The following is a 17,135-nucleotide window of genomic DNA, read 5'->3' as shown; positions in this document are numbered from 1 at the left end:
CATATGAGTCCTGGTCATTTGATGTTTAAATAGCAAAGTAATGCTTTCATCTGAGTTTTTAAAGCTTGGTTTGCCTAGACTGAGGCAGTCAACTAAACAGTTTCATTTTCAAATTATCGATGACTTGATTATCACGTTGTTATCTTTCCCATTAAATATAACCTCACGTTCCTTGTTAATTATCTTCATTGACATAGTGGAACTTAGATTGTAATATAAGCAAAATTATTAGAAGATGGTGAAATAATGCAATATGATGATTTAATGCAATGGGAAGGGTATTTTTTTTTACATAAAATATTTGAGCCGCATACAAATTCACTTAGAGTTCAACTAAAAAGAGCTAAAATAAGTGCTCACAGTACAGATGTAATAATAGGTGACAATATTTTAGATCACTGTCAACCGATTGAAATTGACGAGAGTTTACCAATTATTCAAATAGATTTTGATTCTTATGTATCTTACTCAGTATTTGATGAATCATTTTATGGTACCGAGGACAATTTTAAGGGTAATGCTATTCGAATCTATGAGAAGTCTAGGTATTTAAATTTTGTGATGCAACAAACAATCGCAAATGTAATATATCCAGATAAAGAATTTATCCATTATGGCGTATCATGTCTAGATCATATAATTGAAATAGTGTCTTATGATGTGCCAATTGTTTCACAAGTGGCTAATTAAAACGAAATTGGTAGAGCAAGACGGCAATTTAGCTATCTTGGTAATTGTCAATGTATGTACTTTGGGGTCTCTGGCAGTGGATTAGAAACCAATGAGCACAAAAAGCAGAGAGGTAGTCTTCAAAAGACCACCTCTCTGCTTTCATGTGTAATTGTTACTGCGATGAGGATGTAGTGAGATCTACCCCTACTACTCACAGTAACTTTTAAAGCGTGTAATTTTTATTTACCGATTTCATTTTGTAATTGCTGTAAAAAGCTTTCCATGAATTGATGGCGTTCTTTAGCCATTTGCTTGCCTTTGTCCGTTGTCATTAAATCCTTCAACGATAAAAGCTTCTCGTAAAAATGTGTCACAGACGATGTATTTTTACTACGGTACTCCTGCTCTGTCATAGCTGTACGGGCTTCCTCTGCCTCATCGTACAGCTTACGCCCTTTCGCGCCACCATAGGCAAATGTGCGGGCAATCCCTACTGCACCAATGGCATCTAGTCGATCCGCATCACGCACAATTTTCGCTTCAATCGAAGTGGCTTCTAGCTCATTGCCACCATTAAACGATACTTGTGCGATGCAATCACGAATATGTTGCTTTTTTTCCTCGCTCATTGGCAGTTCGCTAATGAATTTCTCTTCCTGTTCTTTACTATCGGTATACTTTTTATCGCTAACATCATGCAAAAGCACCGCAATTTTTACAACCTCTTCGTCTGCTTCAGGCTCTGTATGTAAAATCGCTAACGCATTGTGATAAACACGTTCAATATGTTGGAAGTCGTGACTCGCATCAAACTGCTCATAAATGCCACGAACCTTTTCCTTTAAATCATTCATCTTGTTCACTCAGTCCTTTCTCTTTGCAAATCCCACATGCATCTAAACGCGCTTTTTTTCATTGATTTGATCTAATACTATGCTTCCTCCTTCCAATTTTTTATCTTACTTATTTATATTTTATTATACCGATTGATTATAGAAATTACACGCTAACTATTTACATGAATTAGTGGTGCCCCTTACTTTAGGTCATGACAAAAGCTTAATCTGTGACTTCCTAGAAACCTGAGTTATGATTCGATGTTTATGAGCGAGAGCTGACGTAAGCATTGATTCAACAATATTTTCACAATTCAAAATACAAATTTTACAAAAGAAGAACATATTTGCTATATTAACATTAGACAAAAATGAGGGGGAATACACATGGAAAAGCTACGTGCTGCATTGCATGCTTTTGAGCTTAGAGAAGTAGCAGAGCAAATTTTGCAGTTCGCAAAAAAGTCAATTCGTGCTACGACAACACCAACAGCAGATGACGCCATTCAAATCGGACAATCTAAAATTGGCGGTACGCCCGATGTACCGACAGATTTTGTATGGCCATATACAAATAATGACCAACCATTATACTTTCTATGTCAGCTCAATTTAACGGAAGTACAGCCATATGATTCAGACAATTTATTACCAGATGAGGGGCTGTTATCCTTTTTCTATGATGCTGCTAGACAACCCTGGGGCTATGATCCAAATGATGGCGATGGCTTTCACATTTTCCATTTCACACAAGCACCTGACCATTTACATCGAATGCAACAACCCGCAGCATTAGATGAACATATTGGTAGCGCGGCGTTACACTTTAGAAATGAATGGACACTACCCTCATGGGAGTCTCCCTATGCTGAAAATTTAGAAGACATTTTAACAGAGCAACAACAGGATACCTACAATGACTTTTTATATGAGTGGGGCGATGAAGAGACAACGGAACAAACGACACATCGCATAGATGGTCATCCTGATATGATTCAAGGAGATATGTATTTACAATGCCAGCTTGTCACAAATGGTTTATATTGCGGGGATGCAACAGCCTACAATCACCCATTACGCAAGGAGCTTGAACCACACGCAAAGGATTGGCATCTCCTATTACAGCTTGACTCGGAAGATGACCTCGGCTGTATGTGGGGCGATAGCGGTAAACTATACTTCTGGATTCGCAAGGAAGACTGCAAAAATAAAAAATTCGATAAAGCATGGACTGTTTTGCAGTGCTATTGACTATTTGTATGTGATGATTTCAGTGCTATATGAAGTACTGTACCACTATCAACAGCTCGCATTGTCCACCCCTCCCGATGATATTGGTACCTACTAAGTAACACGAAATAAATACGGTAAATCTATCACTGCAATTAAATACAAGTGAAAAATGGACTAGCCCCAGGCACGAGCTTGGGCTAGTTTTATTTTTTAAAAATTATCGCTCTATATTAAAAGCCTCTTATTACTATTATTAGATATATTAACGAGAGGCTTTTAAGGATGCTAAATTTGTCATTTGTTAAATGGATACTGTTTAACTTTATCTACGGCTTCTAGTAATTTAATTGTGACAATATCAGACTCTTCTATATGACTTGTTAAAACTGCATTGGTATCATCAAAAAGAGCTGTCGTTATTGTGAATTTTTCAATAACATCTTTAGTAGATGCTTTTTGTTCATTAATATTCAAAAGAAGACGATTCACTTCTTGCTGAACATTTTCGTTTGATATTAATAACTGTGCAATTTTTTCACTGGCACTATTCCCAACAATGATTCCGTCATGAATTAGCTTTTGATTCACTTGAATATTTTCATACACTTTATGAATTTGTTCTTGTGTTTGTGAAGTTAGACGTGAGATATGTTTTGTACTTAATTTTGTACTTTCTGCAAGTTTTCTTACTTCATTTGCAACTACCGCAAAGCCTTTTCCGTGTTCTCCAGCTCTTGCAGCTTCTATAGATGCATTAAGGGCGAGTAAATTAGTCTGATTTGATATATCATCAATCACTTTTACAATGGATTCAATTTGTTGGGACCCTTCATTTAAGGCATGCATATTTTGTGAAGTTTCGTTCGATTGCTCTCCTAAATCATTAATAATATGTTGGAGTTTATAAACAGCTTTTTGATTATCAACAATCGATTTTTCGATTTGATCCATACCGCCGATTAATTCATTTCCATCTTTTAAAACATTTTCAGAAATTTCGTTGGAAGCAATCGTACTTTTTTCAACGTGATTAAATTCTTCTAAAATTTGCTTGACCATTTTACCCAGAATACTATGTTGATTATTAACTTTGTCATGTTGCTCGACAGTTGCGATAAGTTCAACATGTAAATTATTTAAAAAAATTTGGAAAGCATGATCTTTTTCATCAAGGGATCGGTTTAATTCATCAATTTTCTGTTTAAAAAGCTCGATATCATCTTTTTTAGCATTAAATATATCCAACATTACATAGCACCTCAAATATAGTTTAAATTAGTATTTTATATAAACCTTTTATTTTATCAGAAAATAGGGGTATTGCATACATTTAGTAAATTTTGTACGCTAAACAAATTTTGACATAAAAAAACTGCACCTTTGAATCCCACTTTTTTGGTTGACTTCTTCCTATAAAACGATTGTTAGTTGATACATCTATTTGACAGTCAAATGTGAAATGCTATTCGTCATTTAAAAATCCTTCTGAAGTCGTTACATATCCAAAAACAATATAATCTTCATTTTCCTTTTGGAACGGAATATTTGAATTTTTTAACAACTCCCCTAGCGCAAAATGACAGTCGATTTTTTGATCAGGAAGTAATTGACCTTGCTTTTTATAATAATACGGTTGAATTTTTAACCACTCGATATTTGAAGTACAATACGATTCAGTCTCTAAATGCTGCCAATCGCCATGATATGTTATATGTTCATAAAACTGTGGCGGAAAGGTTCCGGTTCCGTTAAAAGCTTCATCTGGAACGCAGGTGGAAAAGCCAACGAAGCGATTCCCTCTGTCAATCTACCCCATTTTGTTTGATTCATAAGAGAAATTAACTGACGTTCATTCATAATATTCAACATTAATCTTTCGATTTTCACCTCAAGCGCTTCAAGTCAAACAATATACTGCCTGATTTGTGGATCCGTAATATTTTCGTCATCTGCAAATAATAATACTTTCGAACTGATTTCCGCTGTTTTTGGGTCTTCATCAACAAACGGTAAGAATACTCGACCTCGATGCTGTGATGGCACCGCGAGCACTGGAATCATCGTGCCTCCCAGTTGATGCACGTTACCACTACCAAGATGAATACTATATTGTCCGAGCTTACCATCTACTAATATATGCGGAGCCTTGACACGCACATTTTTCAAGCCAAATAATAATGCGAGTTCCTGGATAATGACTGCGCGCATTTCCACTGTAGAATGGGAAGCCTCTGGATCCACTTCTCCAGCATGAGCAACACTCACAACTAAATCTAAGTCGCGCATTACCTCACTAAAGTGTACAGTTGGCACATCGGCAAGTTTAAGCTGCTTACTTGTCAGTCTTCCAACAAAAGTTACCTCTTGTAGTGTCGGGGCTTCTACTTCCGCAGCGGTAAAATAATCATAAACAAAGTCAATAACCGTCATTAAATTATAGCGGTATGATATTTTACGAATTGGCTCATAATAGCCGACCTTCCAATCACGTGATTTCAACAGTGCAATCGCTTTATTTGGTTGAATTTGATAGCCTTCAAAGCGATTTGTCCATAGTTGTTCCTTCTCATCATTTGTCACCACATAAAATTCGCGGAACACTTGCTTAAATGGCTGTTGCCACTGTTTTTCAAACACAAAGTGCTGCCAGTTACGCCAATTTTTCTGCTCGTAAAAATGTGCAGGATGTGCAATTTGAAGCTCACCAGACACGTGCACTACTTCACTATGTAGCGTTTTAAACTGACTGTCCTCTATATAGTAGAATGCATCATCTTTACACCAAATAAGTTTCGTTAAGAGCTGCGCAAGATTTTCATTGTTCATTAAGCTATATAAAATGTCGCTACTAAAGCTTGTTTCCTCGCACATCGCACGCTCAAGCTGGATTTTTGCACGCTGATATTGCTCAACGATTTCTTTTTTAACCGCCTGCATGTCAAGCACTGTCTCATCTTTTGATAACTTTTTTGGTACAGATTTCAGCTTTTTTCCTGCCTTTGTAATCGCTAAATCGACCTTGCCTGGACGAGTCGCCACAAGCTGGAACGTCACATCCTCCACCTCAAGTGGCTCAAAATAGTGCTTCAGCTCCTCATAGCGCTCATTTTCCATTTGCCAAATAAACTGCGTCGTATTACCGCCCGCCACTTGTTCGGCCAAATTGCGAATTGCCATTTCCACTGCCTGCGCCTCACTTGCGCGACGTTGCGCACCAAACTGCTTTGATTCCTTTAAAAACTGTTGGAAAAATATATAACGTGTCTTCGCCTCATCCATCGTAATCGGCAGCAAGCTATACGACCGTAGCTTTTCCTGATTGCGCTTTGCGACAATTTCCTCTTTTAACGTCGCCGCATCTAGCTGCCCAAGACTAGCCTTTGCATACAGTTGTGCTCTTCTGTGATTTGCGCCAGATGTACTATATTTCGCCGCATCATAGACCATGTCAAATTGGCTTGGATTCATTGCATGATGTGCACGGATAAACCAGCTGCGATCAAACGCACCCTTTTCAAAGTCCTGAATTGGGATGGCGCTGTATTCAGTAATTTTTGCCTTTTCATAATCATTCGTGCCCTCAGTCGTATGCGCGATAAAATACCATACCACCTCCTCAAGCCCTTCCCAGCCAATATATTCGCTAATAAGCGGAATGAGCCTAGTATTATAGAGCATCGCCTCAATCAGTCGTTTGTCTGAAATGCCCACAGCCCGCAGCCTTTCAAACATCTCCTCATTCGACTCATTTTCATCCAGCACAACCTTTTGTAGGAGCACCGACAAGCTTTCCTTTCGTGTATGCACTGTATAGATCCACTGGCGACTCAACTTTTCAGTGCCGAGTGCTTGTAATATGCGAATGAAATACGAAACCCCTTTCACCTCGTGAAGGTCTTTCACAAAAGGTGTCACCGCTGTCTCCATATCCCCACGCTGAAGCTCCTGCTCAACAATAAACATCACCACTTCGTCGATTATTGCCACAAGCTCTTCGTAACGGCTAAAACGTTGTAAAACTTCTAAATCACCTTTTCGCTTTTGCAATAAATACGCAAAATGCTCCGAAGAAATGAAACGTCGTACATGATTGTCAGTAAATATCTGTGCCTCAAATGCCACACCTAATCCAACTAATGATAGATTCTCTAGCATATCTATACTTTCACCGGTAAACAACGACATCGTATAGAGTAGCTGCACGACTTGCTTTGGTGTGCGTGCATATAAACCCATTTCAGAGTGTGCTGCACTAAATAAATAAATGTCACTCGCACGGTACTCTTTATCTGTATATGCCAGCATGCCTCCTTCATCATTATCCACTGTTGCATGAAAATGCATGAGCATACTACTACAAAACTGCACATAATCTAGTGGTTCTTTCAGCGATTTAAAATGATTTGCGATTTTTTGCTGGTGCAGCTCATCACCAGAAGCAACTGTATATTGCATAATTGTATGCACTTGATTCCTGTACAACTCGTCTTCAAACTGTGCAAGTACCTGCACTTTTACGTCGCCAAGGAATTGTTTTAAAAATGCTTTCCCCTTTTCCGTCAATGCATGCATAAAATTCAAGTTTGAAATTTTTTGCGTATATAAATAAGCACAAATGTCCGTCGCCGTTAGCTCACTCTGAACGAGCCAATCCGACCAAACTTCCGCAAGTGGTAAATGGTCAATCGAGCCAATTATTTTCTTTTTCTCACCATCAGCTGTCAAATACTCGCCAACGAGTGTTTCATATAGTTCACCGCTATAGTTTTCTACCTTATAGGCGTAGTCCGCGTGCTTTTCAACTAGCTTCGCTAATGGTGAAAGTTTCTGCTTCAGCTTTGTAAAATCGTAATGTAGTAAGTCTTTAAACGTAAAAGATATCGTTTTATCAGGCTTTACTACATAGTTCACAGGCTCAAAAGGTTGCGTTAAGAAAGTTTCTTCCTGCTTTCTTAGCTGCGCAAGTAAGTTTTTCTCCTTATCAGTAGATTGGGCGATTTTATCTGACCAATCTACTATTGTTAAGCTTTCTCGCACCTCAATTAATAGCTCTAACGCGCCTAAACGTACAATCTCTTTTTTATTTGTCAGTAGCTCCTCCGCTAATTGTTCCACCTCTTCAATTGGCTGAATGCTCAGTAGCTTAAGTATCGACTGACGCATTTCGCCAGACTTTAATGTTAAAAGCTGTGGCACAGCAGCTTTAAAGGCAACGAGCGGATATTTTTTCTCCGTCATCGTCTCGATTGCATCACGTCGAATGCCGACACTACGATCCTTCAACGCTGGCATCAGCAGGTCATAACGCTCAAGCAATCGCGGCACATAATAATAAAAATATTCCCTCGCATCAACAGCGAACTTTGGTATCTCTTCCGCTATTTCTTCAAGCTCCATGTCCCGTTTTAACATGCTTAACAGCAACACACGTAGCTCGAAAAAACCTTTTTTATCAAACGCAAAATTTAAAAATGTAAACGGCGAACCGTCTATTGTATGTGTCTCCCCCTTTATTTGCGTTGAAAACTGTTCAAGCTTTGCTAACCAAGCGTCCGCATGCGCAAGGAACCATGGATGCTCCGCAAAATACTGCGCAATATTTCCCTTTAGATTTTTTTCACGGTGATAATAATAACGACTAGGAATCGAATCCGTCACAAGCCTATAGCCGTAAATAAACGTATTTAAATTGTCCGATTGAAGAAGGTAGGGGAAAATACGCTCACCGACACGTTCCATTTCCATATTGCGCAGTGCATAAAGCACTGTTTGCTGAATATAATCAGCCTTTTGCATCAGCTCGTCTGTACGCAATAAAAACATGGCCACATCCCGGCATGACATAACCCAAATACCAATAAATACATCCAGATTGCTGCTACTTGCAAGCAGTTGTTCGACATACGCTTCATCTTGCAGCCCCTTTACCCCTGTCTCAATTGCATACCGCAAGTGCTTTTGATCCTTTGCCTCATAGCCAAGTCCAAACCACACATCCACAGCACGTACAATAGAAGAAAATCTTGTTAAATCATTAGCTAGCAATAGCTGCATAAAATACATCTGTGCCTCGATAGTCCCCTCATCCATCGTCTCAGCAATCACTTGACGAGCTCCCTCTTGATTTTTAGCTGCTAGTAGCACATCACCTAAGAGCTGATGCATGTCCTCGTGATCTGACATAACAATGCCTTGAGCTAAATACTTCGAGTACATTGGATGCGCACCATTTTTCCATAAAATATCACGAATTATTTGCTCCAGCTTTTCATCACGCTCATTTAACATTAGTGCAACAAAATATGGAAAAAGCTCAACAGAAACAAGCGCTTCATCATCCTTCGTGACATAGTAACTGTCAAAATGCATATAACTCGTTTTTCCGCCATGCTCAAACGCCTCAAAAAACTGAATAGGCATCGTTTGTAAAAGCGCCATAATGAGCGAAGTGATACGGTAGCTATGTAACTTAAAAGAATTCGGCGCACGGTACGAACGACGATAATACGATTTGCTATACGGCAACTTCGGTACTATTTGTAAAAATTTCAAGAATAGCTCGTAACGGTCTCTTGACAAAAGATTTTGCAATAAAGAATCTAGCTCGCTACCCGAGAAATCTTCAAACGTCCGAATTGGCAACTTCTCCAGTGTTTCTTTAATGTCATGAAATCTGTAATCATCCGTGTTTTTTAACTGCTTTTCTAATAGTGTTATTGTTTCCATAAGCTCACCTATCTTCCCGTCAAAAATGATAATTTAATGAATGTCCACTGCGGATTGTCTGACACAATTGGCGCGTCAAGCGACTCATACACATGCTCGTTTTGTACTACCTTAAATAAACTGTCTTCAAAGGCAAGTTCCATCGTTTCAATGCTTTTTTGTACATCCACTTTACTACGTTCAGTTATGGTCGAAAACTTTACAGCACCCATGTCTTGTAAATGTTGCTCGTGCTGTTCCGTTAAAAACTCTAGCAGCGTTTCGCCCTCGTTATAGCGTGCCACCTCTAGTGCCACAAGCATATGTAGTAAATCGCGTAACGTTTTTGGATGCTGTGGCAACTCATACGCCACCCCTTTTATCCTTCGTTCTCTTCCAAGTGATTTCTTTTGTATAATAATTTCCATTTATGTCACCTCTAACTTTCCATTAAATTATTTACTTCCCTTTCTATACTCAAATTTAAAGCTTTATTGAAGGTTTTTATATGAAAGAATTTAGTGTCAATTGACAAGTGTTCATGCAGTAGCTGGCCTACTAGGCTTTCATATATTTTAGCCATCCACCTCTACAGAAAAAAAGCTTTCCATTACACCCACAAATTCAATATCAATTAAATGATCCTCATCAAGCTCATGCTGCGTGTAGGTAAAGCGTCCACCCATCTCATCCACCTTTAAAATAGGTAAATGTAGCTTCTTCATGACATCCTCGATTGTTGCCTCTGGATAAACATATTCAAATGTCTCTGATTCAATACAAAACCTAGCCAGCTCTTCTAATCTAGCGGTGTATTGATTTCTGACATTCTCAGCAAATCGCATACTTTTATCGTTCATTAAATGCGCAGGTATATTGACTTTCATACCATCAAGAGTCGCTTCATAACTCTTATACTTGTCCGAAAACTCATAATACCAGTGCTCCATTGTTATCCCCCTATAAATTTATTGGCTGAAAAAAAGAGCCTATGCTTTTGCATAGACTATTATCGGCGCTTCGCAATGTATTGTTTCACTACATGCCAGCCCTGCTCCTCTGTATCTTCTCGAAAAGTGAGTTTTGTCGATTGCTCCAATTGCTATAAGTGTTCTTTGACTTCTTGAATCATTTGCTTTCGTCTTTCACCTATCTATACCCTGTTATTATTTTTCAGTTGCTGTATTCCCCATTGCAATAGAAATTCTATTCCAACTGTTGATTTGATTGATGATTAGAACAAGATCAACATACTGTTTCTCGTCATAGAATTCACGTACTCGCTTATAGAGGTCATCTGGCACTCTTTTCGTAGGAATGAAAGTTATATGCTCAGCTAGTTCTAGAGCAACTTTCTCTTCAAGTGTATAAAAAGTACATTCATGCCAAGCATTTAAACAATAAATACGCTGTTCAGTTTCACCCATCTTACGAGCATCGGATGTGTGCATGTCTATGCAGAACGCACACCCATTCATTTGAGATACTCTAATTTTAATAAGTTCCCTCGTTGCTCGATTAATCGTTGATTTCTTCGTGTATTTTTCCATATCCATCATTATTTTCATACCGTCAGGCGCAATATCGTAGTAGGCAACTCTTTGACTCATAAGGCAAGACTCCTTTTGTTTTTAAGATAAGACAATTATAACCATATAAGAACGTTTGTGCTAGTTTTTAGCTGTATAATTTTTGAATTAAATGGAATCAAAGAAAGGAAATGTACAGATATATGGATAAATGAAATGCGACACGTAATGTGATGTCTAAGAAAAAGAGGCTTATACCTTGCATCATGCCAATCAATGAAAAAACATCATCATTATTGTGCACCAATAACATTTCCAGGATTAGGGTCATTATGTATGAACGTGTGATCTTTCATCGTTCGATACACTTCAATGTCATTAGCTATGACTGCCATGCGCAGCCGCGGCGGTCGACCTGCAATCAGGGCGCAAAGATATCTGGATTATCGTCTCGCCATGCGCCTATGCAGCCAATTAAACAGGCCGTGTAGCTTCTCATCACGCGATCAACCTCACTGTCCGCATATTCAATTGCGATATTTATGCCCGGCTTGCGCCATGCCAAAATTCGACCGGAAAATCCAGGCCACCAACATTCTTCATACAGTTCAGGTTGACCATATGCCTTTATCGACTCATCTGGTGTTGCGCTCATCGTGATTCCGTTGGGAAGCTTTCCAGGAAACGGCGCTTTAATTCTGTCATCCGAACCGGGCGCAAGAAAATGTATAGCCCCAATGATCCATCCATCTTGATTTGTATATTTGCGCCCAGTCAAATCATTTATTTTTGGTGCGCGATAAATATCGATGCGTATCGATGTTTTCACAGACCAGATAATATCGTCGTTGAAATAGCTGTTCGGTGGTGGCATGTGCTTGACACCGAATGATTGCAGCAAAGCTTGAACATTCCTCTGATTATACGGATGACCAAGCATGTCAATGAGCCGTTCAGATGGTTCTTTCATGTGTATATCCATTCCTTTCGCTTCGCTTAAAGGACACAATGTGTTGAAATCAGTGTATCCTTAAGTGAACTTTTTTCTGATCATAATCATCCCCCGTCTCGATGTGCAGGGGCAAAACCGTTGACTCTGAGTAATCCTTACATTCTACATTACTTCCAATTTTTCCTTCCTCCGCTATGCCACTCCCAATCTACTTTCCATTCCTAATTTCAATTAATGTCAACTTCTCGTTCTAATATTCAGTACCAGTACCCTTGGTCACACGGGCAATCTAATCGTAGCTACAAAGACATTTATAAAACTACAGGAGCTTTCTATGAGCATAAAAAAGAACTTGTGTGGAATTTTTACACAAGCCTTAAGGTTATTGTTTCAATTGTAGAAAAGAGGCTTTACTCCTCATATACCTGTTACACTATCAATAACTGTAGATTTACCATTAATGCGAATATCAATCGTATCAAGGTTAGGGTCTAACGTTAATTTATAGACATGCTGTTTTACTGCATTATCTTGTTGATTGGTAACATCTAACTTTATTCAAAAACACTAAAAGTGATTTCTTCAATCCATTTCACTCCTTAACTGTCTTTCTTAATTAACTGGATACCCATTCTATACGGTTAAAGCATAGCGGAGTTTGTGTACAGATAAATGGTAAATGTATAACAAGTAGAATTTGACCATTACAAAACATGAGTAACCCCCTCATAGAAATGTTTAATGCACTTGTGTGGGTTGATAGGAGGTGAATCGTGTCCTTGAAGTTGGTGCTACAATCTTTTAAGCTAATTTGTTTACAGTAAGTCCATAGCAAACTCTTTGGAATTATCCTTCTCGCAATCGAGTAGTGTTAAAAGTGAACACAAACGAATTCAAGATTGGAACAACGCACTATTTTTGATTCACCTTTCTCATTTAAAAGGAACAGAGATGTGTTGCAAGTGCCATCTTCCCGAAATTAGGAAAGACTTGAATAGACTCTGGAAAGTAACAATCAAGCCAACGAATGTTTTGATTTTTGATGCTAGCCGAATCCTCCGTCCATTTTTAAACGAAGAGTTGAACCAATCCGAAGCTCAGCTTCATGTCTTTCAGTATACGTAAATAACCAAAATGTCCGTCCTTTAATAAGTACGCGAAAACTAATGTAAAATTAAAAATTGAGTATAACGGGATTTAATCTAATTGAGTATAGAAAAACCCCGAATAGGTTCACTTTTTTTAAAGTATCCACTATGCGGGGAGTTCAATTGACACCAATGTAGTTCTATTTATTATTGTTTTTCGTAATATTGCAAAATCCCTTTATAGATGGATTCAGCAAATTGCTCAACATATTGATCATCTGTCATTTTAGCACGGTCTTCACTATTTGTTAGGAAGCCTAGCTCAACTAAGATGGCTGGAATATTCGTATTAGCGCTCACAATGTGTTTTTCTTCTTTGACCTTACGATTTTTCATATTTAAGTTATTTACTATTTGATTGTTTACAAATGTCGCAAGATCAATGTCTTCTTCATACATATCACCTGGTGTTTTAGCGTAATATGTTTCGGTACCTTGTGCAGCAGTATTCGCTGCTGAGTTAACATGGATACTTACGAAGATTTCACCGTAATTAGCATGTGAAAAGTCAACACGATCTTGTGGTGTAGGAAATGTATCCCCTGTACGAGGCATCAATACCTTTGCACCTGCAGCCTCCAATTTATCCTTAACAAGAGTACCAACCTTTAATGTAATGTTTTTTTCGGAAAAAGATTCGAAAGACGTTCCTGGATCCTTGCCACCATGACCTGGATCAATAATAATAATTCGATCTTTTAACGGATTACCACTTTGATTTAATAGCTTTAAGTAAGACTTATGCACGTAGCCCGTTTGATCTTCAAAAGTAACTTGTGCCCAGTAATCATAAATACTGTTCACTTGAACATATTCACCCTTACTAAGCTTACCTAAAACCATAGACGTAGAGTTAGCCTCTTTACGGATATTTAAATTGTCAACTGTCACTCGACCAAGTAAGTCACCTGTAACTGGTGGCGTGATTGGATCTGGAGTTGGCTTTAGGTCTGGAACTGGGATAGCAGGCTGTTCTACTGTAACATCCTCTGTACTATTCGCTACGATATAGCCTGGTACATCGCCCACTTCTGTTAAATAGTAGCCATTAACCGTCTTATAAACTGGTAATTTCACTTTACTATTCACAGTCGAAATAATCTTTGAAGATGAGCTTGCTTTAACGTAAACATTAATAGATTGAGTTGTTGTTACTTGCTTTTGAACATTCTCTAAAGTATTACCATCTGCATCTAAAAACTGAGCATACGTTTTATAAATATAAGTATAGGCATCTTTTGACGAAACTTTTAACCAGTCTCCTTCGGCTGCATAGACTGATAGTTTATCACCTTTATTCACTGTACCCACAATGTTAGCTTTAGATGAAGAATCTTTAGTATTACGAATATTTAATCCGTCAGTCGTTACTTGAACTGTCCCAATAATCTGTGATGCATCAGGTACATCCACATCTTTTACTGGTAACTCTAAACGATACTTTTCACTTTTTGCACGCGCTACGAATAACGCAAACTGTGCACGTGTCACTTGGCCATTTGGATTATAATTTTGACCGCTTCCCTTTGTAATACCGTTGTAGTAAATTGTTTTTACATATTGAATGTAAGGATGTGTCATATCTACATCAACAAAAGGTGAATCTACTTTTTCATATTCACTGGAATCAAGCTTAAATGCTTTTGTTAATACAAAACTCATTTCATCACGAGTTAAAGGCATATTTGGCAAGAATTTATCCTTAGTATTTGTCGCAAAGAAACCAAGCTGTTTGGCACTTTCTACATAGCCTGAAAGCTCAGTACCGACTGTTACATCTGAAAAGCTTGATTTTTTGACAACTAGTGGCTTGTTCCCTGAAGCAACAACAACCATCTTGGCAACTTGCCCACGCGTTACGTTATTATTAGGCTTGTAATATATTTTCCCTTTTTCTGTATATCCTTTAATAACACCTGAATTAACTAAATAATTGATTTGTTCATAAGCTTCATGGTTTGAAGAAATATCTTCAAAACCACCACTTGCACTTGCATTATGTATGGAAAATATAGAAGCTGATATGAATAAGATGCATAACATAAGACTGATTTTCTTGAGGTACAATGCCCTATTTCCTCCCTTCCTATTCTTGTATCTATTATAGCAAAATTTTACACATAAAACTATCATAAGAATGTAATCATTTCCTTTTCTAGTTAAAATCAAGTGATACTTCCAATATAAACCTCAAATTTTTTTAATAACTTTCTTACCTAACTAACCTACCGTTAGTTGACTAGTAACAATCTTTTAGAAAATCAAACCCCCAAAAAAGTTGTGCGCAAATTCCGAACACCAGAAAGCACTTATCAGAATAGAGGCTTTGGGGTTACGCACTTTCAACGCAAAAAACAACGACCAACAAACGAAATTTAATTCGTTCATTGATCGTTTTGTTCCAACACGTTTAAGGAATGATAAATTGTTCCGGTTCCAACTTTGTTAGTCTTTTGATTGTCAGCGATTGAAACGCCTTCTTGATAGTCTTTAATGATAGCGTTGCGTCCGCATTGGAAGTTCTAACGATGTCAACCTACCCTACGTGTGATGTGGAATACCAATTTCATTAGCATAATTTTCTATTTAAATTAATTTAAATTTATGTTTACAGTTTCTGTACTTTGATTTACATATTGAACTGATACATAAGGTGCTTGATAGCTAGTGAAAGCATTCGTATGTTCTCCAGACCAAACTGCATTTGAAGTAGAACTTGTCCCTATTGTAGCGTCTGACCAATATACATTTTTCAGATAAGACTTAGAAGCAAAATTATCGCCACCAACTTGTGCAATTGACGTTACACGTTTTAAAGAATTGCCTGTTCCACTTTTTTTCCATCCATTAGCAGTAGCATTTACCACGACTGTACGTTTGACCCCATCTGTAGCAATCCCACTTACACTAAGCTCCACAGTATTATCAGAGGTTACATAAAACTTCATAAAGACAGTTTGTGCACTTTTAAAACGAGTTGTTGACGTACCACTTGAAGGACGAGTACCATTCACAGAAATAAAAGGTGCCCAATTATCTAGTGTTGGACTATGTTGTAATCCCGCATCTACTTCTACCGAACCACTATGTCCACCTAAATAAATATAACCTGTATCCGTTGAATTACCATAACTTACGTCATTCCCACCAGGTATGTAAACATTTGTAGACATCCACGAATAACCTGAATTTGATAATACCTTTCTGTATGGTCCCGTACCCGTTGATGCAGCATCAGCTTGCGTTGGGATTAATAACACCAGTAAAGAAAAGATAGATAACATACTAATTAATTTTTTCAATATACTACCTCCTAAATTTTATTTCACCTTACATTTTATGCCAAAATAACAAATTTGTAAATATTTAATATAAATGTAATATCGTACTAATTCTAAAACTTATACAAACTGTGAAGGGGCTATTCACTGAAGAGGGGTTTCATGAGCTTTCCAAAGACATACGTGCCCGTTTATACTACTACTCCATTAATTTTAGAAAAGCTTACCTTTCCCGAATTATGTAAGCTTTAAATTGCTCTGATAAATATATAGAATTCGCCCTTAAAAGTACAAAAATAGTTTATTAGTGTCATTTACACTTATAAACTATGTTTGAAATAATATTCTATTTTATATACTTAGAACGAACAATGGTCCTTTTATATGGCTCACCTTGTACCGTTTCACCAGATATGAATAAAGCCTGTTCTCATACTGATTTTAATTAATGTTATCACTTTAGCTAAGATATTGTGCCAGGGATAATAATATTATCACACTTAGAAAGACCTGACTCACATGTATAATTCCTATTATTAAATTATTATAATCCATTGAATATGATATGTTAAAAACTCCAAGACTCATACTAATTAAGAGTGATTTTAATGGACTTATAACTTCTAATCTATTATCTAAAACATAAGCCCAATCACAGAAAATATAAATCGCACTATACAAATAAAATAATTCTACTAATGTATGCATTGCTAAAGAAATTCTAGCTTCACTTCTTAAAATTGAGGATTTAAATTTATCAATATATACTATGTTTTTAG

At 37.5% G+C, this 17,135-nt stretch carries 13 protein-coding genes and 1 pseudogene; 2 read left to right on the top strand and 12 right to left on the bottom strand.

The window, feature by feature from the left end:
- Positions 1-246 precede the first annotated feature (246 nt).
- Positions 247-690 carry a hypothetical protein gene (locus tag H131_RS10400; RefSeq protein ID WP_010859089.1) on the top strand — a complete coding sequence of 148 codons (444 nt, stop codon included), beginning with the start codon at positions 247-249 and terminating at the stop codon, positions 688-690.
- A 221-nt stretch (positions 691-911) separates the two neighbouring features.
- Here the strand turns inward: H131_RS10400 and H131_RS10395 are convergent, their stop codons facing one another.
- The gene (locus H131_RS10395) at positions 912-1,526 is read right to left on the bottom strand and encodes an HD domain-containing protein (RefSeq protein ID WP_036131328.1); all 615 of its coding nucleotides are present in this window, start codon (positions 1,524-1,526) and stop codon (positions 912-914) included.
- Between the two features lie 369 nt (positions 1,527-1,895).
- Between H131_RS10395 and H131_RS10390 the strand changes: the two genes are divergently transcribed.
- Positions 1,896-2,759, top strand: a complete 864-nt coding sequence (locus tag H131_RS10390) for a YwqG family protein (RefSeq protein WP_010859087.1) — start codon at positions 1,896-1,898, stop codon at positions 2,757-2,759.
- Between the two features lie 276 nt (positions 2,760-3,035).
- Here H131_RS10390 and H131_RS25325 read toward each other — a convergent pair whose 3' ends face one another.
- The 11 genes and pseudogenes from H131_RS25325 to H131_RS10350 all read right to left on the bottom strand — a co-directional run bounded on the left by H131_RS25325 (position 3,036) and on the right by H131_RS10350 (position 16,377).
- Entirely contained in the window at positions 3,036-3,989 is a 954-nt protein-coding gene (locus H131_RS25325) for a methyl-accepting chemotaxis protein (RefSeq protein ID WP_036130088.1), read from the bottom strand.
- 214 nt (positions 3,990-4,203) lie between these two features.
- Positions 4,204-4,452 carry a DUF6678 family protein gene (locus H131_RS26125; RefSeq protein ID WP_419185164.1) on the bottom strand — a complete coding sequence of 83 codons (249 nt, stop codon included), beginning with the start codon at positions 4,450-4,452 and terminating at the stop codon, positions 4,204-4,206.
- Positions 4,449-4,598 (bottom strand): DUF6678 family protein, encoded by a 150-nt coding sequence (locus H131_RS26120; RefSeq protein ID WP_419185163.1) that lies wholly within the window; start codon positions 4,596-4,598, stop codon positions 4,449-4,451. The genes H131_RS26125 and H131_RS26120 overlap by 4 nt, the downstream gene beginning before the upstream one ends.
- 45 nt (positions 4,599-4,643) lie before the next feature.
- Positions 4,644-9,467 (bottom strand): DUF4132 domain-containing protein, encoded by a 4,824-nt coding sequence (locus H131_RS10380; protein ID WP_010859084.1) that lies wholly within the window; start codon positions 9,465-9,467, stop codon positions 4,644-4,646.
- An 8-nt stretch (positions 9,468-9,475) separates the two neighbouring features.
- On the bottom strand, positions 9,476-9,874 hold the full coding sequence (locus H131_RS10375) for a hypothetical protein (protein WP_010859083.1): 399 nt from the start codon (positions 9,872-9,874) through the stop codon (positions 9,476-9,478).
- A gap of 147 nt (positions 9,875-10,021) precedes the next feature.
- A complete protein-coding gene (locus H131_RS10370) occupies positions 10,022-10,396 on the bottom strand; it encodes a hypothetical protein (protein WP_010859082.1) in 375 nt (124 codons plus the stop codon).
- A 216-nt stretch (positions 10,397-10,612) separates the two neighbouring features.
- Positions 10,613-11,056, bottom strand: a complete 444-nt coding sequence (locus H131_RS10365; RefSeq protein ID WP_010859081.1) for a carboxymuconolactone decarboxylase family protein — start codon at positions 11,054-11,056, stop codon at positions 10,613-10,615.
- Positions 11,057-11,396: 340 nt separating this feature from the next.
- The gene (locus H131_RS10360) at positions 11,397-11,945 is read right to left on the bottom strand and encodes a hypothetical protein (RefSeq protein WP_010859080.1); all 549 of its coding nucleotides are present in this window, start codon (positions 11,943-11,945) and stop codon (positions 11,397-11,399) included.
- A 939-nt stretch (positions 11,946-12,884) separates the two neighbouring features.
- A pseudogene (locus H131_RS26250) lies at positions 12,885-13,094 on the bottom strand (IS110 family RNA-guided transposase); the annotation flags it as partial.
- 128 nt (positions 13,095-13,222) lie between these two features.
- A complete protein-coding gene (locus H131_RS10355) occupies positions 13,223-15,142 on the bottom strand; it encodes an N-acetylmuramoyl-L-alanine amidase (RefSeq protein ID WP_010859079.1) in 1,920 nt (639 codons plus the stop codon).
- 524 nt (positions 15,143-15,666) lie between these two features.
- Positions 15,667-16,377, bottom strand: a complete 711-nt coding sequence (locus tag H131_RS10350; RefSeq protein WP_010859078.1) for a YrpD family protein — start codon at positions 16,375-16,377, stop codon at positions 15,667-15,669.
- Between the last annotated feature and the right edge of the window lie 758 nt (positions 16,378-17,135).

This window comes from Lysinibacillus sphaericus OT4b.31 (assembly GCF_000392615.1).
GTDB lineage: Bacteria > Bacillota > Bacilli > Bacillales_A > Planococcaceae > Lysinibacillus > Lysinibacillus sphaericus_B.
Note: the sequence above shows the minus strand (reverse complement) of the source record. Positions and strands in the feature narration are given on the sequence as shown.